The following is a 22,216-nucleotide window of genomic DNA, read 5'->3' on the forward strand; positions in this document are numbered from 1 at the left end:
GATGGACGTCCTAAAGACGGTGGTGCTCGTCACCTACTTCACGATCCTCAGCATCCTGAGTATCTATGGGGCTCATCGGCTCTGGATGCTGCTCCTGTACTTCCGGCACAAGAGCCATCCCCCCCAGCCCAAGGGCGGCCGCGACTTCGAGCCCATGGTCACGGTGCAGCTGGCCGTGTTCAACGAGATCAACGTCGTCGAGCGCCTCATGGACCACGTGGTGAAGATGGACTGGCCCAAGGAGAAGCTCGAGATCCAGATGCTCGACGACTCCACCGACGACACCGTCCGGGTGGCCCAGGCCGTGTGCGAGAAGTACCGCAACCTCGGCTGGGACATCTCCTACATCCACCGCACCGACCGCACCGGGTACAAGGCCGGCGCCCTGGACAACGGCCTCAAGACCGCCAAGGGCGAGTTCGTGGCCATGTTCGACGCCGACTTCCTGCCCACCGTGGACTTCCTCCGCCAGGGCGTGCCCCACTTCGCCGACGACAACATCGCCTTCGTGCAGGGCTGCTGGGACCACCTGAACCGCGACTTCTCGCTGCTCACCCAGGTGCAGGCCATCCTCCTGGACGGTCATTTCGTCTTCGAGCACACCGCCCGGCACCGCTCCAGGGCCTTCTTCAACTTCTCCGGCACCGCCGGCATGTGGCGCGTCTCCGCCATCGCCGACGCCGGGGGCTGGGAGCACGACACCATCACCGAGGACGCCGACCTGTCCTACCGGGCCCAGCTCAAGGGCTGGCGCGGCGTCTACCTCAAGGACATGGTCGTCCCCGCCGAGCTCCCCGTGGAGGTCAACGCCTTCAAGAGCCAGCAGCACCGCTGGGCCAAGGGCAATGCCCAGGTCATCCGCAAGCTCATGAAGACCATCCTCTTCAGCAAGGAGAGCCTGCACACCAAGGCCGAGTGCTGGTTCCACCTCACCGCCAACTGCAACTACATGCTCATGGTCATCCTGGCCGTGATCATGGTGCCCAGCATGTATTTCCGCGCCGGCACCCCCCCCCTGACCCTCCTGCTCACCGACGGTCCCTTCTTCCTCCTCAACGCCGTGAGCGTGGGCCTCTACTTCGGCCTGTCCCAGCGCGAGGTCTACAACAACAAGAACTGGACCAGCCGCCTGAAGTACGTCCCCGGCCTCATGAGCCTGGGCATCGGCCTCTGCCTCAACCAGTCCAAGGCCGTGCTCGAGGGCTTCTTCACCGACGACATCGAGTTCAAGCGCACCCCCAAGCTGGGCGTGGACGAGAAGGGCAACGGCGCCACCACCAGCAACGCCAAGGCCTACAAGGTGCCCAAGAGCCTCATCACGTTCCTGGAGCTGGCCTTCGCCTTCTACTACTTCGGCGCGGTGGTCGTGGCCGTCTACATCCGCAAGTGGGCCTCGGTGCCCTTCCTCTGGCTGTTCTTCAGCGGGTTCGCCTACATCAGCTTCATGTCCCTGGCCGACGTCAAGATCTTCCGCCGGCTGGCCATGGAGGAGCTGGAGGACGACGAGACCGAATCCACGCTCGTCCAGTAGCTCATTCGCCGCTTCGCAACCGGAACCTGGGCTCCCCCAGGTTCCGGTTTCGTTTGGGGCCGGGATGGTAGGCTGGAGCATGGCCCGCACCCCGCCCCGCCCCAGCGCCGTCGCCCTGCGCTACGCCCCCGAGGCCCCCTTCGGGGACCTGGCCCCGCGCCTGGTGGCCAAGGGCGAAGGGCTCCTGGCCGAGCGCATCGTGGCCCTGGCGAAGCAGCACGGCATCCCCGTGGAGCGGGACCCGGACCTGCTGGCCGCCCTGGAGCCCCTGCAGGTGGACCAGCTGGTGCCCCCGGAGCTCTTCCAGGCGGTGGCCATCATGCTGGCCGCCATCTACCGCGCCAACGCAGGAGCCCCTTCGTGATCGACCTCCACAGCCATTCCATCTTCTCGGACGGCACGGACACCCCCGAGGCCCTGGCGGCCCTGGCCCAGGACGCGGGCCTCCGGGCCCTGGCGCTCACGGACCACGACACCCTGGAGGGCCTGGAGCGGTTCCTGGCCTGCCAGTCCCGGGTGGACACCGAGCTGGTGCCGGGCATCGAGCTCAGCTGCCGCTACCTGGGGCGGGTGCTCCACGTGCTGGGCCTGTTCGTCGATCCCGGCAACGCGCGCTTCCGGGCCCGCATCGAGGACATGCGGCAGCGGCGGGTGGAGCGCAACCGCCTCATGGTGGCCCGGCTCCGGGACCTGGGCGTGGCCATCACCTGGGAGGAGGTGGCGGCCCTGGCCCCCACCGATTCCATCTCCCGCACCCACTTCGCCCGGGCCCTGGTCAAGCACGGCGCCGCCGGCAGCCCCCAGGACGCCTTCCGCCGCTACATCGGCGACGACGGCCCGGCCTTCGTGCCCCTGCGGGACCTGACCCCGAGGGACGCCGCCGCCTGGATCCGCGAGGCGGGAGGCGTTTCCGTGGTGGCCCACCCCGGCCGCTTCAGCCACCGGAGCTTCCGGTGGGAGGAGGCCATGGCGGACCTGAGGGACCAGGGCCTCCAGGGCCTGGAGGCCCACTACCCCGACTACGGCCCCGCCGAGCACCAGTACTTCCTGGAGCTCGCCGCGGCCCTGGACATGGTGCCCAGCGGCGGCAGCGACTACCACGGCGGCCACAAGCCCGGCCAGAACCTGGGCGTGGGCACCGGCTCCCTCCACGTTCCCGACGCCGTCCTGGACCGCCTCCGGGGGCTGCGCCCCATGGAAACGGTATAGACTGGCCCTTGAGGTTCCCATGAGCAAGAAGATCCTGATCGTCGAGGACGACCCCATCAACGTCAAGTTCATGAAGGTCGTGCTGGTGCGCAAGGGCGGCTTCGAGGTGGTCGTCTCCGAGGACGTGGAGGAGATCCTGGCCATCGTGGGCGCCGGGGACGTGTCGGCCGTCATCATGGACATCAGCCTCTCCCGCTCCATCCACCTGGGCCAGAAGGTGGACGGCATCTACATCACGCGCCTGCTCAAGGCCGACCCGGCCACCCGGGGCGTGCCCGTGATCCTCGCCACCGCCCACGCCATGACCGGCGACCGGGAGCGCTTCCTGGCCGAGACCGGCGCCGAGCACTACCTTTCCAAGCCCCTCCACGACCCCGATCATTTCCTTGCGGAAGTGAACAAGGTCTTCCCCGCATGAGGCCGCCCAAGGGCCTGGCGCCCCGGGCCGGGGGCTACCGCCTCCTGGTGGAGTACGACGGCTCCCGCTTCCAGGGCTGGCAGAAACAGGGCCCCAAGCAGACCGCGCAGGGGGTTCGCACCGTGGCCGGAACCCTGGAGCGCGTCCTGCAGGAGGCCGGACTCACGGTCTCGACCCTGGGCGGCTCGGGGCGCACCGACGCCGGGGTGCACGCCCTGGGCCAGGTGGCCCACCTCCACCTTTCGGGAACGAATCCCAAGTACTGGGAACTGCAGCGCATCCTGGACGAGGGCCTGCCCGGGGACGTGGCGGTGCGGGCCGTGAACCCCTGCCCCGCCGGCTTTCACGCCCGCCACGAGGCCACCGCCCGCACCTATCTGTACCAGCTCAGCCTGCGCCGCACCGCCTTCGCCAAGCCCTACGTGTGGTGGGTGAAGGCCCCCCTGGATCCCCAGCGCCTCCAGGAGGCCTGGGCGGCCTTCCGGGGAAACCACGACCTGGGCGCCTTCGCGGACCTGGCCAAGGGCGAGGACCCCCGCTGCCAGATCCACGCCACGGACTTCCTCCAGGACGGGGCCCTGATCCTCCTGCGGGTGACCGCCGGCCACTTCCTGCACAAGCAGGTGCGCCGCATGGTGGGCGCCGCCGTCCTCTGCGCCCTGGGCAAGGAGAAGGTGGAGCGCATCGCCCGGGACCTGGCGGCCCCCACCCCCGAGGCGAACCTCTTCTGGGGCGCCGCCGCGGCCCCGGCCGCGGGGCTCTTCCTGGAGCACGTGCACTATCCCGGCGGCGCGGACCTGGCCCCGCTGCGGGCGGAGACGCGGGTCCTCTAGCCTGGCCAGGGTGTGTCGGCAAACCCCAGGTGCCTTGAAACCGTGATGAAGCGGCTGGTCCAGGTTGAGCGGATCCCGGTTCATCCCATCGATCGGCGTTCATCCCGGTTTCCGCAGGGCCGAAGCCGTGGTGGGCCGGAGCGCAGGTTACTCGACGTCCTTGACCCAAAGGCGGCGACAACTCCCGGCGAAGTTCGAACGGGGATGAAAAGGATCCGGGGGAAAAGGCAGGATAAGGAACGTCGGGTCAAGGCTGGACCCAGATCACCGAGAACAACCTATCGATTCATGACCTGGCTAATTGGCCCGGTAGACCCGCACGCCGAGGGGATCAGCCAGAGGGGTCTCGTAGAGCCGGCGCACCTCGTCCAGATTGGTGATGAGGAAATCCAGGGAATTGCCCAGCTTGCTGAGGAACAGGCCTCCCCCCAGGCTCATGGCGAAGTGGTCCCCCAGGGCCGGATCGTCGCTCTCCAGCTGCACCAGATCACCGAAGTGGAGGGGGTCCTCCCCGGACAGCTCGTGCCACTTGGGCGCGTCGAACTGGGGCCGGAGCCAGAGGATTTCCGAGAAATGGACGAAGTGGATGAAGGTATAGCAGTTGAAGGCGGAACAGGAATCCCGGGCCGCGGCCAGCGCCGCCTCCGGATGGGCCTTGAAACGTCCGAACTGCCGCCAGATCCAGCTGTGGCCGAGGCTGGCCTCCTGGGCCTTGAGGGCCTGGTGGCGCAGCATGATCCGGAGCAGGTTGGCCGCCTTGGCCGGGCGGGTGAAGCTAACCGGCCGGCGGTGGACCACGCGGCCCCGGTCCAGGTACTCGATCGACCACTGGACCGGGGCGGGGAAGGCCATCAGGAGGCTTTCGCCCAGGTCCTCATCGGTCACGGCATAGCCGCTCACGCGCACCTCGAAGGGATGATGGAGGCAGGGATTGATCATCAGGAAATCATCCTCCCCGGGATCCTTCGCCCCCGAGTACCACCGGCTTGGGGGGCGCTCCCCCTGGACGCCGATGTACGTTTCCTCAGCCACGTTGATCGCCAGCACGGCCTGGATCGGTTCCCGGGCCTGCAGCGGGCCGCGCCCCCAGAGGGCGAGGAGGCCCACGGCGGCCAGGACGCGCCACAGGGTGGATGGGATGGAGGGGGCGGGGGACATGGTGCTCCGGGGGCGATTGCCGTTGGCCTGCCAGATCTGGATGGGCGGCCCGGGTGAAAGGTTTCATTCCCGGTGACCCAAAGGGGTCCGGCCTCAGGGTGTCCTCGGGGGTCCCAGGACCACCCGGAAACCCTGATCATTGGCGAGGGATCCCGGAAAGCGGGCCCCCCGGTAAGCGATGCGGAAGAACCGGGGATTCGTGAGGATCCAGCCCCCGCCCCGGAGGACCCGGGCGCTGCCCGTTGGGGGTCCCACCGGGTCCGGGTCAATGCCTGACCGGAGGCGGTAGGGGCCGTACCAGTCCTGGCACCACTCCCAGAGGTTGCCGGACATGTCATAAAGCCCCCAATAATTGGGGACCAGCAGGCCCACGGCCTCGGCGCCCTGCTTCCCAATCCACGCGTAGTTAGGGTAGGCCTCGAAGCTGTCGCCCCAGTACCACGGCGTGAGGCTACCGGCCCCGCAGGCGTATTCCCACTCCGCCTCCGTGGGCAGGCGGAAGACGTATCCCGGAGGGCACAGGGGACAGAACGTCGTCATCTCGGCATTCAGCCGGGCCAGGAAGGCCAACGCATCGTCATAGGTGACCTGCTCAACCGGCAGCCGTGGGCTGGGCGGCGTCTGGAACGCGCTGGGATTGTTGCCCATGACCTGCTGCCATTGGGCTTGGGTCACCAGGAAGGTCCCCATGTAGAAGTTCCTGGTGATGGCCACGTCATGCGGGGTTTCGTCGTCCTCGTGGTAGGGGTCCCGTTCGGAGGACCCCATGCGGCGGACCCCCCGGGGAATGGGGGTGAGGTCCAGCGGCAGGCCCTCGGCCAAGGTCACCCGCAGCGGATCCACCGTCAGCGTCACGGGACTGCTGGTCACCTGCCCGGCCCCATCACTCACGGTCACGGTCACGGAGCTCCCCGACAGCCCGGGCCTGGGAAAAGGGAGCGTGCAGGTGGCGGTGGGAGTGCCCACCCCGACCCCATTGACCCGCCACAGGTAGCTCAGTGGGGTCGCCCCGGTGGCGACGACCGAGAACGTGGCCGGTTGGCCTTCCGTTACGACCGTGTCCACGGGCGGGACCGTGATGACCGGATCCCCCGCGCGGGGGGTGCCCAAGGGGGAGGCGCCCAGGGCCTGGCGGGACCTGCCCCCGCAGGCCGTGGCGAAGCCCAGGACCACGCCCAGCGCCAGGGCCAGCCCCGGGCGGGGATCCGGGGAATGGGATCGTTCAGGCTCAGGGGGTGTCAACATGGTTGGTTCCGGCCTCAGGGTGTCCTCGGGGGTCCCAGGACCACCCGGAAACCCTGATCATCATAATGAAATTCCGGCCGTAGGCCCCCCCGGTAGGCGATGCGGACGACGTGGGGATTCGCGAAGAAGAAGCCCCCGCCCCGGGTGACCCGGTATTCGCCCGTGGGGGGTCCCACCGGGTCCGGGTCAATGCCTGACCGGAGGCGGTAGGGGCCGTACCAGTCCTGGCACCACTCCCAGACGTTGCCGGACATGTCATAAAGCCCCCAATTATTGGGACGCAGTTGGCCCACGGCCTCGGTGACCTGCTTCCCAATCCACGCGTAGTTTGGGTAGGCCTCGAAGCTGTCGCCCCAGTACCACGGGGTGAGGTTACCGGCCCCGCAGGCGTATTCCCACTCCGCCTCCGTGGGCAGGCGGAAGACGTATCCCGGAGGGCACAGAGGACAGAAGGTCGTCATCTGGGCATTCAGCCGGGCCAGGAAGGCCAACGCATCGGCATAGGTGACCTGCTCAACCGGCCGCCGTGGACTGGGCGGCGTCTGGAACGCGCTGGGATTGTTGCCCATGACTTGCTGCCACTGGGCTTGGGTCACCAGGAAGGTCCCCATGTAGAAGTTCCGGGTGATGGCCACCTCATGCAGGGTTTCATCGGACCGGTGGTAGGGGTCCTCTTCGGAGGACCCCATGACGCGGCTCCCCAGGGGAATGGGGGTGAGGTCCAGCGGCAGGCCCTCGGCCAGGGTCACCCGCAGCGGATCCACCGCCAGCGTCACGGGATTGCTGATCACCTTCCCGGCCACATTACTCACGGTCACGGTCACGGTCACGGAGATCCCCGACAGCGCGGGCCTGGGAAAAGGGAGCGTGAAGGTGGGGGTGGAGGTGCCCACCGTGACCCCATTGACCTGCCACAGGTAGCTCATCGGTTGCGCCCCGGTGGCGACGACCGAGAACGTCGCCGGTTGGCCTTCCGTTACGACCGTGTCCACGGGCGGGACCGTAATGACCGGGCCCCACGCGCGGGGGGTGCCCAAGGTGAAGGCGCCCGGGGCTTGGCGGGACCTGCCCCCGCAGGCCGTTGCGCAGCCCAGGACCACGCCCAGCGCCAGGGCCAGGCCAGGGCGGGGATTCGGGGAGGGGGGGCGTTCGGGCTCAGGGGGTGTCAGCATGCTCGGCTCCAGGGGCCCGGGGTGGGCGGTTCGGGGGGTGCTCATCAAATTATAATTAATTTATTATTTTCCGCCACGACGCACCCCCACCCGGCTCGCGCGCCATTAATTTATTGCACAACAAAAACTCCGGGCGGTCCGTCTCCACTCCCCCTTGGTTTCAAGGCAAATCCGAAACCTTTCGAACCGGGCTGCCATTAAAGGATCGTATGAATTATTAGGCACGCCAGAACGGGCGTGCGCCCTTGATGCGAACCAGAAGGAGAACCACCTCCCCGAGAGCCCCCCTTTTCACTTCACCGCGTCGCCTCTCTTCCCACCCTCGATCCCCGGATCGCCCCAATGGCCACCCCCCAAGGAAAACTTATGACCCCGCACCCGAAGAAGCCTGTCTACACCCCCTGGATCGTCGCGGCGCTCCTGGCCGCCGCCCCCGCCACCGCCATGGCCGACGCCGTGGACTACCTCCGCACCTCCGTCGCTCCCCGGTACCAGCTGGAGTTGAATGAAACCACCTTCGCCCAGAACAACATCAAGAAGGGGCGGGTCATCCTGAAGCAGATCCTGGATGACCAGTACGACTACCTTGCCAGCGACGAAGCCTACGGCACCTACGTGGTGGCCGTGATGTGGGCCCTTTTCGACGCCGGCGTGGCCAAGGGCCAGGGGTACGAGCAGGGCAGCTTCGTGGTGGAGGACAAGGACTGGCGGCTCTTCGAATTCCTCCGGGGAAACCAGGGCTCCTTCGCCCGCCACTCCAGCCACCTGAAGAAGGCCACCCAGCTCACCCACGCCGGCCACTACGGCATCGATATCCTGGGGTCCTACCAGGCCGGGTCCGCGGATTGGACGCCCTATTCGAGCCTGAACCCCACGTTCGTGCAGCAGAACATCCTCCCCGCCCGCAAGGGGACCGTCCTCTTCATCCCCATGGCCGCGGGCACGAAGGTGGGCCTGGAGACCAACCAGCTCTTCATCAAGATGGAGGACCACGGGATCCAGACCTGGTACGGGTTCGCCAACCATGCCTGGGATTTCGTCACCGGCACCTGCCTGGGAATGAACGATCCCCATGAGACGGCCCGCAAGGAGCGCATCGACAAGCAGCTCGTCAAACGCTACCAGGCCATGATCAGCACGGCGCCCAATGCCCAGTTCACCGCGGACACCTCCATCGCCCAGGAACTGGGCGTGCGGGCGATGGTCAGGGAAGCGAACCGCCTGAACGGCGCGCTCGGCGCCAATCCGGGCTTCCGGCGCGCCCATGCCGACTTCACCGCCGCGCTGGACGCCAAGGGCTATGACCACCTCGCCATGCGCACCGGCGACGAGGTGATCTTCACCCAGGCCGAGCTTCGCCTGGCCATCGGCGGGCCCTCCGCCGAGATCCGGAACCCCGCCGTCCCCGACACCTGGGTGACCGATATGGCCGAAGCCGACGATTGGGAACCGGAACCGGCCGCCGCCAGGGCCCAGGAACCCGCCCCGGCGAAAGCCAAGGGCTTCCTGGGAACCGTGAGTTCCTGGATCTGGTAGCCGCCCCCGCACCCCCCAACCCTCTCCCCGCCGGGGAGGGGGTTTTTCATTGCGATGCAGTCGCAGCGCCCATTCCAGGCCACGTACGGTAAATTCGTAGGTTCACGCCTGGAGACCGGAACCTTGGGCATCTTCGATATCATCGGCCCCGTCATGGTCGGCCCCAGCAGTTCCCACACGGCCGGGGCCGTGCGCATCGGGGCCTTCGCCCGCAGGCTCCTGGGGGAGGAGCCGGCCTCGGCCGTCATCGGCCTCCACGGGTCCTTCGCCGCCACCGGCGAGGGCCACGGCACGCCCCTGGCGCTGCTGGCGGGCCTCCTGGACCTGGCCCCCGACGACGAGGGGATCCCGGCCGCCCGGGAGATCGCCCTGGAGCGGGGCCTGGAATTCCGGTTCGAGGAGGTGGACCTGGGCGAGGTGCACCCCAATTCCGTGCGCATGTTCCTGGCTTCGGAGGGGACGGAACTGGCGGTATCGGCCAGCTCGGTGGGAGGCGGACGCATCCGGGTTTTCGACATCGACGGGTTCCAGGTGGATCTGGACGGCGTGTACCCCACCGTCCTCCTGGCCTACCCGGACCGGGCCGGGGCGGTGGCCATGGTGACCACCATCCTCTCCAACGCCGGCATGAACATCGCGACCCTCAAGGCCCACCGGGCCTCCCGGGGGGGCCAGGCCCTCATGACGGTGGAGCTGGACCACACCCCCACCGCCGGCGTCCTCAATGCGCTGAGGCACCTTCCCCACATGGACCAGGTGCGGTTCGTACCCCGCCTTGGGTTCGGAGGCTGAATGGCGAACCCCGAAGGCACCCTCGCGTTCTACCGGGCCGAGGCCGAGGAACGGGGCGTGCCCCTGTCCCGGGTCTTCCTGGACGGGGAGGCCCGCCAGAGCGGAAAGCGCCCCGAAGTGCTCGAAGCCCTCATGCTGGACCGCATGAACGTCATGCGCCAGGCCGTGGCCCGGGGCCTGGCCCGGCCCCAGCACTCCCGCAGCGGTCTCATCCGGGGCGACGCGGCCCGCATGGAGCGGTGGATCGAGGGCGGCGGATCCCTCCTGGGACCGGCCTTCTCGCGCCTGGTGGCCGCGGCGCTGTCCGTGGCCGAGGTGAACGCCTGCATGGGCCGCATCGTGGCCTCCCCCACGGCGGGGGCCTGCGGGGTCCTGCCCGCGGCGCTCTTCCGGGTGGCGGAGGAGAAGGGGTGCCCGGACGAGGCCCTGGTGCGGGCCTTCTTCACGGCCGGAGGCATCGGGCTGGTCATCGAGAAGCTGGCCTCCCTGAGCGGAGCCGAGGGGGGATGCCAGGCGGAAGTGGGCTCCGCTTCGGCCATGGCCGCCGGCGCCCTGGTGGAGCTCCTGGGGGGCTCCCCGGCCCAGGTGGACCACGCCGTCGCCTTCGCCCTGGCCAACGTCATGGGCCTCATCTGCGACCCCGTGAGGGGCCTGGTGGAGGTGCCCTGCGTCAAGCGCAACGCCATGGGCGCCGTGAACGCCGCCGCCTGCGCCGAAATGGCCCTGGCGGGCATGGAGAGCGTGTTCCCGGCCGACGCGGTCATCGAGACCATGGGCAAGGTGGGGCGCCGGATTCCCGAGGAGTACAGGGAAACCGCCCGGGGCGGATTGGCGGTCCTGCCGCTGACCGGATGCGATTCTTGTGGACAAGGGAACTTCTGCTCGTAATATGACACATTCAATTCATCCACCATGGGAGAAGCCGCATATGGGCAACGAACAGCATTTCTATGGCTGGGGGGCCTGACCGTGGGCCCCGAATCCTTTCCCCAGAACGTCGCCCTGCGGGACGACGCGGTCGTCGAGCTCCAGCCCTTGAAGCCAGGTGATATGGAGGACCTCCGGGCCTTCTACCGGGGCCTCCCCGAGGAGGACCGCCTGGTGCTCAAGGATGACGTCACCACCCTGGAATGGTCCCGGCGCTTCCGCCACCGGCTGGAGACCGGGGAGGTCATCTCCCTCGTGGCCCGGAGCGGGTCGGCCATCGTGGGCGAAGGCACCCTCTACCGCACCTTCCACGGCTGGACCCGCCACGTGGGCGAGATCCGCGTGGCCTGCCACGCCGACTACCGCCGCCGGGGACTGGGCACCACCCTGGTCTCCACCCTCGTCAAGCTCGCCACGGACCTGGGCATCGAGAAGATCATCGTGCAGGTGGTCGCGGACCAGCTGGGCGCGCGCCGGACCTTCGAGAAGCTGGGCTTCCACAAGGACGCCGTCCTGCCCCACCACGTCATGGACCTCAACGGGGCCAAGCACGACCTCATCCTCATGGCCAACGACATCCCGCTCATCTGGGCGGCCATGGAGAGCATGAACCTGGAGGTTCCGGTCTAGGGCGTGTCCCGGTTTTGCGGCCCGGGTCTTTGACGCAGGCAAGCTGCGTCAAAGGAGGGGTCTCGCGTTGGGCGCGGCGCGGGTGTTCGCACCCTCCGGCTCCGGCGGGCGTGAGGGGGGGTGATAGAGGGGGCCCTTTCCGGGGGCCTAGACTCCTTGGCCGCGCTTCGAGATCGGCGGGGGGGAGATGGGGGCGCGCCGACGCTGGACGCCGATGGGCTGCGTCAGGGTACGGGGGGCTGGGGGGCTTCCTGGGGGGGATGCAGGGGGCAGGGCTGGTCCGGTTCGGTGCCGGGGAGGTAGAGTTCCTCCGCCTTCCTGGGGCAGGCCGGAGTCGCCAGGAGGCCGGTGGCGGGGTCGATGGTGGCGGTGACGATGTCCTCGGGGCGGGGGAAGTCGAGGACGGGGCGGGGTTCCAGGGCCTTCTCCATGAAGCGGGCCCAGATGGGGGCCGCCACGGCCCCGCCGGTGAAGCCGCGGCCGAGGCTGCGGGGGCGGTCGTAGCCCACCCAGACGCCGGTGATGAGGTTGGGGGTGTAGCCCACGAACCAGGCGTCCTGGTAGTTGTCGGTGGTGCCGGTCTTGCCGGCGCAGGGGTGCTCCCGGCTGAAGGGCTGGAGGGACTTGGCCGTGCCGTAGGTGAGGACGTCGCCCAGCATGTTGGTCGTGACGTAGGCGGCCTCCGGGGAGAGGACGGGGGCGAGGGCCGGGGGGAACTCGGTCCAGACGTCGCGCCGGCGGTCGTGGATTCGGGTGATGGTGCGGGCCTCGGCCCGCACTCCGGCCGCGGCCAGGGGCGTGTAGGCCTGCACCAGGTCCTTGAGGGTCACTTCGTCGGTGCCCAGGGCCAGGGACAGGCCGTTCTGGGCCCGCAGGGCCAGGCCCATGCGCCCGGCGAAGTCCACGAAGTCGGGCACGCCGATCTGGTCCAGGATCTTGACCGTGACGACGTTGCTGGAGTGGGCCAGGGCCTCGCGCATCGTGATGTCGCCCAGGCGCTCCCGGCCGTAGTTCAGGGGCTTCCAGGTGGCGCCTCCGCCCCGGTCGTAGGCCACGGGCTCGTCGCTCCAGATGCTGGAGGCGGTGAGGCCCTTCTCCAGGGCGTCGGCGTAGATGAGGGGCTTGATGGCCGAGCCCGGCTGCCGCTGGGAGGCGAAGGCCCGGTTCAGGGAATTCTGGTTGCCGTCCAGCCCCCCCACCGCCGCGAGCACGTCGCCCGTGGCCGGATCCAGGCACACCAGGGCCCCCTGCAGATCCGGGGAGACACGCCGGACCCCGGCCCGCAGCGCCTCCTCCGCAGCCTTCTGGAGATCCAGGTCCAGGGGCGCCGTGATGTCCAGGCCGCCCATTTCCAGGGCGTCCTGGCCGTAGAGCTTCACCAGGGTGGCCCGGATCTGGGCGAGGTAGTGGGGCGCCCTGCCCGGCCCCTGCACCGCGCCCCACTGGGACCGCAGGGCCGCCTTCTGCTGCGGGGTGATCTGGTGCAGGTCCTCCAGGCGCTTGAGGACCACCTCCCGGCGCAGGGCGATGTCCTGGACCTTGCCCAGGGGATTGTACTTCCCCGGGTTCTTGGGAATGCCGGCCAGGGTGACGCATTCGCCCTCGGTGAGCTCCTCGGGGCTCTTGCCGAAGTAGAGGCGCGCGGCCTGGGCCAGGCCCTGGGCTCCGTTGCCGTAGTAGATCTCGTTGAAGTACATCTCCAGGATCTGGTTCTTGGTGTACTTCGTCTCGAAGTCCATGGCCATGCGGGCCTCCTTGACCTTGCGGTCCAGGGTCGGCTCGGCGGAGAGGAACTTGTTCTTGATGAGCTGCTGGGTGATGGTGGAGCCCCCCTCGGCGGCCCTGCCCTTGGCCACGTCCTTCACGAAGGCCCGGGCGATGCTGCGCACATCGATGCCGCCGTGCTCGTAGAAGCGCGCGTCCTCCACCGCCAGCAGGGCCCGCTGCAGGAAGACGGGGATCCGGTCCAGGGTGACCCAGTAGCGCTTCTGGGGGAGGATCCGGCCCACGTAGCGCCCCTGGCTGTCCACCACCGTGATGGGACCGACCCCCCGGGGCAGTTGGGGACAGGTGGCGAAGGGCTCCTGGGCGGCCGCGGCGAGCCCGGCGGCGACGAGGATGGCGGAGAGGCGGAAGTGCAAGGCGGGCATGACATCCATCATACAAGCCCGGACCGGCGTATTACCCTGGGGGTGCCTGGACCTCCAGGTTCCTTCCATCCCCACCCCACCGGGAGCCTCCATGAAGATCGCCATCATCGGCGCGGGCAACGTCGGCGCCACCATCGCCTACACCCTCGCAACCCAGGGCATCGCCTCCGATATCAGTCTCATCGACCTGAACGACGACAAGGCCTACGGCGAAGTCCTCGACATCGCCCACGGGGGCGCCGTTTCCGAACAGGTGAACCTCCGGGCGGAGGGCTACGAGGGCCTGGCGGACGCCGACCTCATCGTCCACGCGGCGGGCCGGGGCCGCCAGCCCGGAGAGTCCCGGCTGGATCTGGCCCGGGGCAATATCCGCATCACCGAGGCCATCATCGGCGACGTGATGAAGCACTACAACGGCCGCTCGCTGATGCTGGTGGTGACGAACCCCATGGATATCCTCACCTACGTTTGCTACAAGCGCATGGGCATCGACCGGTCGCGCATCTTCGGATCGGGCACCGTGCTGGATTCGTCCCGGTTCAAGTTCCTGCTGAGCAGCCACTTCCGCATCAGTCCCCGGAACCTGCACGCCATGGTCATCGGGGAGCACGGGGACTCGGCCGTTCCCTTCTGGAGCGGCGCCAGCATCGGTCCCCTGCCCCTTTCCGCGTACCCCAGCCGCGAGCATCCGCGCCTATCGGCCGAGGACCGGGCGCGCATCAGCGCGGAGGTGGTGAAGGCGGGCCAGGAGGTCATCCAGCGCAAGGGCGCCACCTTCTACGCCATCTCCATGAGCGTGGCCCGGATCATCCGGGCGGTGGCCGAGGACGAGAACCGCCTGCTGTGCGTCTCCTCCCACATCGAAAGCCTGCACGGCGTGGAGGACGTGTGCCTCAGCCTGCCGGCCATCGTCGGCCGGGAGGGCATCCGGGAGATCCTGCCCCTGCCCCTGGACCCCGGGGAGAAGGCGGCGCTCCAGCATTCCGCGGCCACGCTCAAGGCGCTGCTGCGGGAGGTGGGCTATTGATTCCGGATCTTTAATTTAATTATGGATTGAGTCCAGGGCCTTTTGGGCCAGTCGGCCCAGGTCCGTGCTCCCCTGCCCGTTGGCAAGGGACTTGGCCAGGGCCGTCAGCATCGCCGCACGCACCTGGCCGGGGAGATGGGGGGCGAGATCCGCCGCGGCGGCCACGGCCAGGATCTGGTGGCTGTGGTTGAAGGCGGGGTCGTTGGTGGAGGCCGCCTCGGCCAGGAGGCCCAGGACGGCGGCCTCGTTCCCCTGCTCCAGCAGGGCGCCGGCGTGGAACATGGCCTGCAGGGGCTCCCCGTCCAGGATGGCGTCCAGGAGGCCCGTGGCGGGGTCGGCGGCGGGGGTGCGGGGCGGGACGGCGCGGGGGCGGTCCTCCTCCTCGTCCGTGGGGAAGAGGTTCACCAGGGCCGCGCCCTGCACCCAGGTTTCGGGGGCCAGGGGGCCGGTGCCGGCGCTGCGCTTGGCCAGGTGGGCGAGGTACACGAAGTTCCAGCTGGTCTTGCCCTCCAGGTCCCGGCGGGCGTCCAGCTGCTTTTCCGAGGCGGCCAGCACCAGGGCCGCCAGGAGATCGCCGTCGCCGGCCCCGGCCCTCACCCGGAGGGAGAAGGAATCCAGCAGATCCACCAGGCCCGCGTCGCAGATCTCCCGGGCGGCCTGGGCGTGGGCGGCCGCTTCGGCCTCCGGGGCCCGGTGGGGCACGGGCGGCACTCCTTCCAGGCGCCGGGCGGCGCGCTGGTGCCAGAAGGTGTCGAAGGGCTCGGAGGCGCACAGGTAGGCCGCCAGGGCCAGCAGGGCCCGGCCCCCGGCCTTGGGCGATTCCAGGGCCAGGTGCAGTTCCCCCAGATCCCGAGCCATGACCGCCTTGTGGCCCACGTTGGCCATGTCCCGCTCCACCCGGCGTTCCAGGCGGTGGAAATCCTCCGGCGCCACCGCTTCCATGGCCATGGCCTCGCCCCAGGCGATGGAGGGGCGGTGGGTGTCCAGGGCCATGTCCAGGTTCGCCCAGGAGCCCGAACCCAGGGCCTCCAGGCCCCGGCCCCGGGCTTCCAGGGCGAAGGCGTGGAGCTGGGTGGAAAGGATGCGCAGGAAGCTGGCCTCGGCCAGCAGCGGCTTCAGGCGGAAGGCCGCCCCCAGCCCCAGGAGGCCGTGGGGGATGTGGGGCAGGTAGGCCGCCCAGTCCACCCGGGAGGTGAGGTTCTGCACGGCGTCCCGGGCCGCGTTGCGGGGGCCCTGGGGGCCCTCGGCGCGCCGGGCGAAGGCCTCGAAGAAGGCGGCGGTGGGTTTCTCCAGTTCCCCGAGCCAGTCGGCGCTCACTCCATCCCCCAGGCATCGCACACCGCGCGGTTCCAATGATGGTCCCAGGCGCGCTTCCACACCAGGGTCCCCTCCTGCAGTTTCGATTCGGCGAGGCGGGCCAGGAGGCTTTCCCGGAGGGCCTCCGCCCGGGCGCCCAGGGCCGCCTCGGCCAGGGCCAGCAGGTCCCGGTGAAGCCTGCGGGCCTGGTCGAAGTGATCCAGGAAGCCTGGGGAATCCGGCGGGGGCGCCGCGGCCTGGAACCGCTTCCAGGCCTCGAAGGCCGCCCGGGCCCGGGGATCCGAGCGCAGCGGCTCCTTGACGGCTTCCCAGCCGCTCAGGTCCTCGGCCTCCACCTTGCCCAGGGCGGCGCGCAGCTTGACGGCCCGGGCCACATCCTTGGCCAGGTGGGAAAGGGCCACCCAGGTGCGGGGCTTCTCTCGCTTGGCCCTTCGCTCGAAGTAGGCTTCCATGGCCCCCACCACGGCATCGGCGGGGATGCCCTCCCCGTCCCACACCTGGAGTTGCAGGAAATCCTCGCGGCTCATGAACGCCTGTCGCCCGTGGAGATGAAAGGCCCATTCGGCCTCCATCCAATCCAGTTCCTCGCGGGTGTAGGGCATCAGGGATTCTTGGGTTCCAGGACACCGCCATCCGTGAGGCGCACCGCCCGGCCGTCCCAGCCCGCGAAGTCCTCCTGGTGGAAGGAGGGCCGCGCCGCGCCGCGCCGGATGACGAAGAGCCCCTGGGCCAGCACGGCCCCGCTGTGGCGGTCGTAGATCTTCACCTGCCATCCCTCGTGGTCCGGCACCCCGATGGCCACGAAGGCCCCGCCCTTGGAATCCCCCGCCCAGAAGGCCCCTTCGGGAACACCCGCGGGTTTGTTGGGGATCTGGGGCCCACAGGCCATAAGGACCAGCGCACCGGCAATGATTGGCACTCTCATAATCAAGCTCCCTGTTCCATGGATTCTAGCGCCTTCGGCTAGACTGTGGTCTGGAGGCGAACGTGCCGATCCGCGAACAGATTCGCTACAAGAGTAAAAAAGAGATGGAAAAGCTCAGGGAGGCCGGGCGCTTGGCGGCCAATGCCCTGCGGGTGGCCGCACGAGCAGCCAAGCCGGGCGTCTCCCTGCTGGAACTGGACAAGCTGGCCGAGCTGTACATCCGCAAGAACGGCGGGGTCCCCAATTTCAAGGGCTACCACGGCTTCCCCGCCACCCTGTGCACCTCCGTGAACGACCGGGTGGTCCACGGGATCCCCAGCAACTACGTGCTGCGGGACGGGGATATCATCGCCATCGACTGCGGCGCCAAGCTGGACGGCTTCCACGGGGACACCTGCCTGTCGGTGGGGGTCGGCACCATCAGCGAGCAGGCCCGGCTCCTGCTCCAGTCCAACCAGCTGGCCATGTTCAAGGGCATCGAGTTCTGCCGCGCCGGGTACCGCCTGGGCGACATGGCCACCGCCGTGCAGACCTTCGGCGAGGGCCTGGGCTACAGCATCGTGCGCGAGTACATCGGCCACGGCATCGGCCGGGACCTCCACGAGGACCCCCAGGTGGTCTACGCCGACGTGCGCCCCGGCACGGGCTTCCGCATGGAGCCCGGCATGACCATCACCATCGAACCCATCTTCAACGTGGGCAGCCACCGCTGCCTGGTGGAGCCGGACGGCTGGACGGTGCGCACCGCCGACGGCAGCCTTTCGGCCCAGTTCGAGCACGCCGTGGCCATCACCAAGGACGGCCCCTGGATCCTCAGCATGCCCGACCCCGAATTCGAACTGGAGGACGGCTTCTGATCCTCGCGGCCCCCGCAAAACTGAACCGGTTCCTGGCCGTCCTGGGGCGGTTCCCGGACGGCTTCCACGAACTGGAGCTGGTCACCACCGTCCTGGAGGGGGTGGAGGGCCTCACCGACACGCTGGAGGGGGAGCCCGCCGGCGCCTTCTCCCTGGAGCTGGAAGGTCCCACGGCCGGGGGGCTCAGGGCCGACGAGGGCAACCTCGTGGTGCGGGCCTGGCGGCTCCTGGAGCGGGAAGCGCGCCGGGAGCTCCCCGCGCGGCTGAAGCTCCATAAGCGCATCCCCGCCGGGGCGGGCCTGGGGGGCGGTTCCAGCGACGCGGCCGCGGCGCTCCGCCTGGGGGACGCGCTCTTCGGCCTGGATTTGGGCGACGCCCTGCTGCTGCGCCTGGGCGCGGAACTGGGCAGCGACGTGCCCCTCTTCCTCCTGGGGGGCACCGTCCTGGGCCTGGGCCGCGGGGAGCGGGTGTTTCCCCTGCGCCCCGTGCCCCTGGAGCCCATCCTCATCGCGCATCCCGGCCTCCACGTGGCCACGCCCAGCGTCTACAAGTCCCTGCCCCAGGTGGGCTACCCCTTTCCCCAGGCCTGTCCCAGCCTGGGCGCGGGCGAGGCCCCGCCCTGGCGCAACGACCTCACCGGCGCGGCCATATACGCCTGCCCCGCCCTGAGCGAGGTGCGCGCGGCCCTGCTGGACACCGGGGGCGAACCGCTCCTGTGCGGCTCCGGGAGCTGCTGGGCGGCGCGGTACCCCGACGGAGCGCGACGGGACGCCGCCAGCCACGCCCTCGCGGCCCGGCCGGGCTGGACCGTCTGGAACCTTTGAGGAGGCAGGCATGGCCGACTTGGCGCTGCGCGTGCGCGGCATCCGCAAGCAGTATCCCCGGGTGCTGGCCGTGGACGGCCTGGACCTGGACGTGGCCCGGGGGGAGGTCTTCGGGCTCCTGGGGCCCAACGGCGCCGGAAAGACCACGACCCTTGAGATGATCGAGGGCCTCACCCCCGCGGATTCGGGGGAGATGGAGATCCTCGGCCTCGACTGGAGGCGCGACGGCCGCGCCATCCGCAGCCGCATCGGCGTTCAGCTTCAGAGCACCAGCCTCTTCAACAAGATCACCCCCCGGGAGGCCCTGGACCTCTACGGCAGCTACTACCCCCGCAGCCGCGGCGCCGCGGAGCTCCTGGACCTGGTCCAGCTCGCGGACAAGGCCGACGCCTACCACGTGACCCTCTCCGGCGGCCAGATGCAGCGGCTGGCCCTGGCGCTGGCCCTGGTGAACGACCCCGAGCTGGTCTTCCTGGACGAGCCCACCACGGGCCTGGATCCCCAGGCCCGGCGCTCCCTGTGGGACGTGGTGCGGCGCATCAAGGCCGAGGGCCGCACCGTCATCCTCACCACCCACTACATGGACGAGGCCGAAGCCCTCTGCGACCGCCTGGCCATCATGGACCACGGGCGCGTGCTCACCGCGGGCACGCCCCTGGGGCTCATCCAGCAGCTGGCCATCCCCAGCGTGGTGGAGCTCGCCTTCCAGGGGGAGGCCCCGGACCCGTCGGCCTTCGCGGCCGCCCTGGGCCAGCCCGTCACGGTCCGCGCCGATCTCTGGGAGATCCCCACCCAGGACCCCAAGGCCCTCCTGCCCTCCCTGCTGGAGGCCGCCGAGGGCTTCCCCTACCAGCAGATCCATGTGCGCCGGGCCACGCTGGAGGACGTCTTCCTGCATCTCACCGGCCGAAGCCTGAGGGACTGACCATGCCGCTCCTCCGACAATTCCTCATGGAATGGAAGCTCTACGGCCGGGACCGGGTGGCCCTCTTCTGGACCTTCGCGTTCCCGATCCTCATGCTGGTGGGCTTCGGCACCATCTTCCGCTCGGGCTCCGGGCCCAGCCTCACCCTCGTGGTGGCGGGACCCGCCTCCCCGGAGCTCCTGGCGGCCCTGGCCAAGACGCCCGTGAAGCCCCTGTCCATGACCCCCGCCGAGGCCCAGGCGCGGTGGAAGAAGGGGGACACCGCCGCCCAGCTCCAGGAGGGCCGCCTGCGGGTGAACACCTACCTCGCCGCCCAGGGCCAGATGACGGCCCAGATCGTCCAGCAGGCCAACCTCGCCGTGCAGATGGGCCAGGCCGGGGTCGCCCCCCGCTTCCTCCCGGTCGCCATGGAGAGCCCCGGCAGCGCCCACCTCTCCAACTACGCCGCCTTCCTCCTGCCCGGGCTCCTGGGCATGAACCTCCTGAGCATGGGCCTTTTCAGCGTGGGCATGGTGAACGTGTCGTACCGGGAGAAGGGGAAGTTCCGGCGCCTGGCCGTGACGCCCCTGCCCAAGTGGGTCTTCCTGGGCGGCCAGGTCCTGCACCGCCTCACCGTCACGTTCCTGCAGGCCGCCGCCATGCTCCTGGTGGGCCACTTCGGCTTCCACATCACCAACCAGGGCAGCTACCTCCTCCTGGTGCTGGTCCTGGGCCTGGGCTGCGCCTGCTTCATGTCCATGGGCTTCGCCCTGTCCGGCTTCGCGAAGACTTCGGAAGGCTACGCCGCCATTTCCAACGCCTTCTTCTTCCCCATGATGTTCCTGTCGGGGGTCTATTTCACCCTGGACAGCGCGCCGCGGTGGATGCAGCAGGCCGTCATCGCCCTGCCCCTCTCCCCCTACCTCAAGGCCCTGCGCGCCGTGTTCAACGACGGCGCGACCCTCGCGGGCCACGGCGCCGGCCTGGCCATCGTAGCCGCCTGGACCGCGGGCTGCTTCCTCGTGGCCGTGAAGAAGTTCAGCTGGGCCTGATTTAGGATATCGACCCACCCCGACGATCACGACCGAAGCCAGCGGAGACCGTCTGGCCCTCGGCCGGGAGCGGGCTGCGTTCAGCGGCTGATCCCTTTCATCCTGTTCATCCGCTTTCATCCCTGTTCCCGCAGGGCCAGCGCAGGGATGGGTCGGCGCATGCAGATCAAATGCGCGCCGTCCCACCTCATCGCTGGCCCTGCGGGAACAGGGATGAAATTGGATGAACAGGATGCAGGGGATGAAAGAAGGGATTGGCGACTGAGAACGTCCGGGACGCTCACGGATACGTAGCCGGGTTCCCAGGGTAGACTTTTCCCATCCTGGGGAGTCCATGCGGAACGTCCTACCGACAGCGCTGGCCGGCCTGCTACTGGCCGGTTGTTCCGCGCCGCGGCCCGCGCCGCCGAAGGCCGCGCCGCCGAAAGCCGCGCCCGCCAAGGCGCCCCGGGCGGCCCGCCTGGGCTTCACCATCCAGGCGGGAGCCTTCGCGAAGGTGGAGAACGCCTCCCGCCTGGCGGACCTGCTCCAGTCCCGGGGGCTGGACGCGGTGTACTACGCGGCCCAGCCGGGGCTCTACCGGGTGCGCTTCGGGGACTTCCCCAGCCGGGAGGCGGCGCGGGCCCGGGCGGAGGCCCTGCGGGCGGCGGGGGTGATCCAGGAGTTCTACCTGGTGGCGCCGGAGGAACCACCCATGGCCCGGCCCGCGCCCCGGGAGGCCCGGGGCCTGCGCGCCAACCTCGCGGACACCGCCCGGAGCTACCTGGGGGTGCCCTACCTGTGGGGGGGCACCACCTCCCGGGGCTTCGACTGCAGCGGCCTGGCCATGGCCGTGTACCGCCTCAACGGCCTGCAGCTGCCCCGCAATTCCCGGGAGCAGTTCGAGGCCGGGGCGCGGGTCGCCGAGCCGGAGGTGGGCGACCTGGTCTTCTTCGCCACCGGCCGCCGGGGGGAGGTGTCCCACGTGGGGATCTACGTGGGGGACGACGTCTTCATCCACGCCCCCGGCCGCGGCCGACGCATCGCCCGGGAGCGGCTGGGGGATCCGTACTTCCGGGAGCGGTACCTGGGGGCCAGGACCTTCCTGGAGTAGGGTGGCGTCTACTTCCTCTTGCCCGCCTTGCGCTTCACCGGCGCCGGCGCGCCCTCCAGCACCGCGCCGGTGATCACTACGGGGGTCTGGGGGCGGTCGCCGGGGAGGGTCTTGACGTCGCGGATCTTGTCCACGGTGTCCATGCCGTCCACCACCTTGCCGAACACGCAGTAGCCCCAGCCGTCCTGCCCGGGGAAGTCCAGGAAGGCGTTGTCCACCACGTTCACGAAGAACTGGGAGGTGGCGCTGTGGGGGGCGCCGGTGCGGGCCATGGCCACGGTGCCGCGCACGTTGTGCCAGCCCTTCTCCTGGGCCTGCTTGGCCTCGTTCTGGATGGGGGCCCGGGTGGGCTTTTCCGCGCCCTGGGCCGTCATGCCGCCGCCCTGGATCATGAACTTGGAGATGACGCGGTGGAAGGTGGTGCCCTTGTAGTGGCCGCTCTTCACGTAGCCCAGGAAATTGTCCACGGTCTTCGGGGCGGCCTCGGGGTCCAGCTCCAGGGTGAAGCTGCCGAGGGTCGTGGTGAACTTGACCTTGGGGTTGGCGGCCAGGGCCGCGACGGCGGCGAGGGCGAAGGCTAGGGTGCGGATGCGCATGGGGGATCTCCGATGGAGGT

General features: G+C 69.4%; 23 protein-coding genes. 15 read left to right on the forward strand and 8 right to left on the reverse strand.

From position 1 onward, the window contains the following. Position 1: 1 nt before the first annotated feature. From R2J76_RS12270 to R2J76_RS12290, 5 genes are all read left to right on the forward strand, one after another. A complete protein-coding gene (locus tag R2J76_RS12270) occupies positions 2-1,531 on the forward strand; it encodes a glycosyltransferase (protein WP_316411890.1) in 1,530 nt (509 codons plus the stop codon). Positions 1,532-1,610: 79 nt separating this feature from the next. Further along, entirely contained in the window at positions 1,611-1,895 is a 285-nt protein-coding gene (locus tag R2J76_RS12275; protein WP_316411891.1) for an EscU/YscU/HrcU family type III secretion system export apparatus switch protein, read from the forward strand. Then, positions 1,892-2,740, forward strand: coding sequence for a PHP domain-containing protein (locus R2J76_RS12280; protein WP_316411892.1), 849 nt, complete (start codon positions 1,892-1,894; stop codon positions 2,738-2,740). The genes R2J76_RS12275 and R2J76_RS12280 overlap by 4 nt, the downstream gene beginning before the upstream one ends. A gap of 19 nt (positions 2,741-2,759) precedes the next feature. Then, a complete protein-coding gene (locus R2J76_RS12285) occupies positions 2,760-3,158 on the forward strand; it encodes a response regulator (RefSeq protein WP_316411893.1) in 399 nt (132 codons plus the stop codon). Then, positions 3,155-3,991, forward strand: a complete 837-nt coding sequence (locus R2J76_RS12290; RefSeq protein WP_316411895.1) for a tRNA pseudouridine synthase A — start codon at positions 3,155-3,157, stop codon at positions 3,989-3,991. The genes R2J76_RS12285 and R2J76_RS12290 overlap by 4 nt, the downstream gene beginning before the upstream one ends. A 297-nt stretch (positions 3,992-4,288) precedes the next feature. On the opposite strand, the gene R2J76_RS12295 is transcribed toward R2J76_RS12290, so the two are convergent. The 3 genes from R2J76_RS12295 to R2J76_RS12305 form a co-directional block, all read right to left on the reverse strand. Then, a complete protein-coding gene (locus R2J76_RS12295) occupies positions 4,289-5,149 on the reverse strand; it encodes a hypothetical protein (RefSeq protein WP_316411897.1) in 861 nt (286 codons plus the stop codon). A 93-nt stretch (positions 5,150-5,242) separates the two neighbouring features. Next, positions 5,243-6,394 (reverse strand): SUMF1/EgtB/PvdO family nonheme iron enzyme, encoded by a 1,152-nt coding sequence (locus tag R2J76_RS12300; RefSeq protein ID WP_316411898.1) that lies wholly within the window; start codon positions 6,392-6,394, stop codon positions 5,243-5,245. A 14-nt stretch (positions 6,395-6,408) separates the two neighbouring features. Next, positions 6,409-7,566: an SUMF1/EgtB/PvdO family nonheme iron enzyme gene (locus tag R2J76_RS12305; protein ID WP_316411899.1), complete on the reverse strand. Its 1,158-nt coding sequence runs from the start codon at positions 7,564-7,566 to the stop codon at positions 6,409-6,411. Between the two features lie 366 nt (positions 7,567-7,932). Between R2J76_RS12305 and R2J76_RS12310 the strand changes: the two genes are divergently transcribed. The 4 genes from R2J76_RS12310 to R2J76_RS12325 all read left to right on the forward strand — a co-directional run bounded on the left by R2J76_RS12310 (position 7,933) and on the right by R2J76_RS12325 (position 11,451). Continuing rightward, entirely contained in the window at positions 7,933-9,102 is a 1,170-nt protein-coding gene (locus R2J76_RS12310) for a hypothetical protein (protein ID WP_316411900.1), read from the forward strand. A gap of 123 nt (positions 9,103-9,225) precedes the next feature. Beyond that, on the forward strand, positions 9,226-9,894 hold the full coding sequence (gene sdaAB / locus R2J76_RS12315) for an L-serine ammonia-lyase, iron-sulfur-dependent subunit beta (RefSeq protein WP_316411901.1): 669 nt from the start codon (positions 9,226-9,228) through the stop codon (positions 9,892-9,894). Beyond that, positions 9,895-10,782 (forward strand): L-serine ammonia-lyase, iron-sulfur-dependent, subunit alpha, encoded by an 888-nt coding sequence (gene sdaAA, locus R2J76_RS12320; RefSeq protein WP_316411902.1) that lies wholly within the window; start codon positions 9,895-9,897, stop codon positions 10,780-10,782. Positions 10,783-10,863: 81 nt separating this feature from the next. Beyond that, positions 10,864-11,451, forward strand: a complete 588-nt coding sequence (locus R2J76_RS12325) for a GNAT family N-acetyltransferase (RefSeq protein ID WP_316411903.1) — start codon at positions 10,864-10,866, stop codon at positions 11,449-11,451. 224 nt (positions 11,452-11,675) lie between these two features. Here R2J76_RS12325 and R2J76_RS12330 read toward each other — a convergent pair whose 3' ends face one another. Next, complete coding sequence (locus tag R2J76_RS12330; RefSeq protein ID WP_316411904.1) at positions 11,676-13,601, reverse strand: transglycosylase domain-containing protein; 1,926 nt, start codon at positions 13,599-13,601, stop codon at positions 11,676-11,678. 91 nt (positions 13,602-13,692) lie between these two features. Between R2J76_RS12330 and R2J76_RS12335 the strand changes: the two genes are divergently transcribed. Then, the gene (locus tag R2J76_RS12335) at positions 13,693-14,628 is read left to right on the forward strand and encodes an L-lactate dehydrogenase (protein WP_316411905.1); all 936 of its coding nucleotides are present in this window, start codon (positions 13,693-13,695) and stop codon (positions 14,626-14,628) included. A 15-nt stretch (positions 14,629-14,643) separates the two neighbouring features. Here R2J76_RS12335 and R2J76_RS12340 read toward each other — a convergent pair whose 3' ends face one another. The 3 genes from R2J76_RS12340 to R2J76_RS12350 are packed head-to-tail and all read right to left on the reverse strand — an operon-like array spanning position 14,644 to position 16,870. Then, positions 14,644-15,945 carry a hypothetical protein gene (locus R2J76_RS12340; RefSeq protein WP_316411907.1) on the reverse strand — a complete coding sequence of 434 codons (1,302 nt, stop codon included), beginning with the start codon at positions 15,943-15,945 and terminating at the stop codon, positions 14,644-14,646. Then, a complete protein-coding gene (locus tag R2J76_RS12345; protein WP_316411908.1) occupies positions 15,942-16,547 on the reverse strand; it encodes a hypothetical protein in 606 nt (201 codons plus the stop codon). Before R2J76_RS12345 ends, R2J76_RS12340 begins: the two co-directional genes overlap by 4 nt. Then, a complete protein-coding gene (locus R2J76_RS12350; protein ID WP_316411909.1) occupies positions 16,547-16,870 on the reverse strand; it encodes a hypothetical protein in 324 nt (107 codons plus the stop codon). Before R2J76_RS12350 ends, R2J76_RS12345 begins: the two co-directional genes overlap by 1 nt. A gap of 62 nt (positions 16,871-16,932) precedes the next feature. On the opposite strand from R2J76_RS12350, the gene map reads away from it, so the two are divergent. The 5 genes from map to R2J76_RS12375 all read left to right on the forward strand — a co-directional run bounded on the left by map (position 16,933) and on the right by R2J76_RS12375 (position 21,600). Further along, positions 16,933-17,727 (forward strand): type I methionyl aminopeptidase, encoded by a 795-nt coding sequence (map, locus tag R2J76_RS12355; protein WP_316411910.1) that lies wholly within the window; start codon positions 16,933-16,935, stop codon positions 17,725-17,727. Between the two features lie 101 nt (positions 17,728-17,828). Continuing rightward, positions 17,829-18,551 (forward strand): GHMP family kinase ATP-binding protein, encoded by a 723-nt coding sequence (locus tag R2J76_RS12360; RefSeq protein ID WP_316411911.1) that lies wholly within the window; start codon positions 17,829-17,831, stop codon positions 18,549-18,551. A 10-nt stretch (positions 18,552-18,561) separates the two neighbouring features. Beyond that, positions 18,562-19,476: an ABC transporter ATP-binding protein gene (locus R2J76_RS12365; protein WP_316411912.1), complete on the forward strand. Its 915-nt coding sequence runs from the start codon at positions 18,562-18,564 to the stop codon at positions 19,474-19,476. 2 nt (positions 19,477-19,478) lie between these two features. Further along, entirely contained in the window at positions 19,479-20,507 is a 1,029-nt protein-coding gene (locus R2J76_RS12370) for an ABC transporter permease (RefSeq protein WP_316411913.1), read from the forward strand. 334 nt (positions 20,508-20,841) lie between these two features. Next, complete coding sequence (locus R2J76_RS12375; RefSeq protein WP_316411914.1) at positions 20,842-21,600, forward strand: C40 family peptidase; 759 nt, start codon at positions 20,842-20,844, stop codon at positions 21,598-21,600. An 8-nt stretch (positions 21,601-21,608) separates the two neighbouring features. Here R2J76_RS12375 and R2J76_RS12380 read toward each other — a convergent pair whose 3' ends face one another. Further along, positions 21,609-22,196 (reverse strand): peptidylprolyl isomerase, encoded by a 588-nt coding sequence (locus R2J76_RS12380; protein ID WP_316411915.1) that lies wholly within the window; start codon positions 22,194-22,196, stop codon positions 21,609-21,611. Between the last annotated feature and the right edge of the window lie 20 nt (positions 22,197-22,216).

This window comes from Mesoterricola silvestris, assembly GCF_030295405.1.
GTDB classification, from domain to species: Bacteria; Acidobacteriota; Holophagae; order Holophagales; family Holophagaceae; genus Mesoterricola; species Mesoterricola silvestris.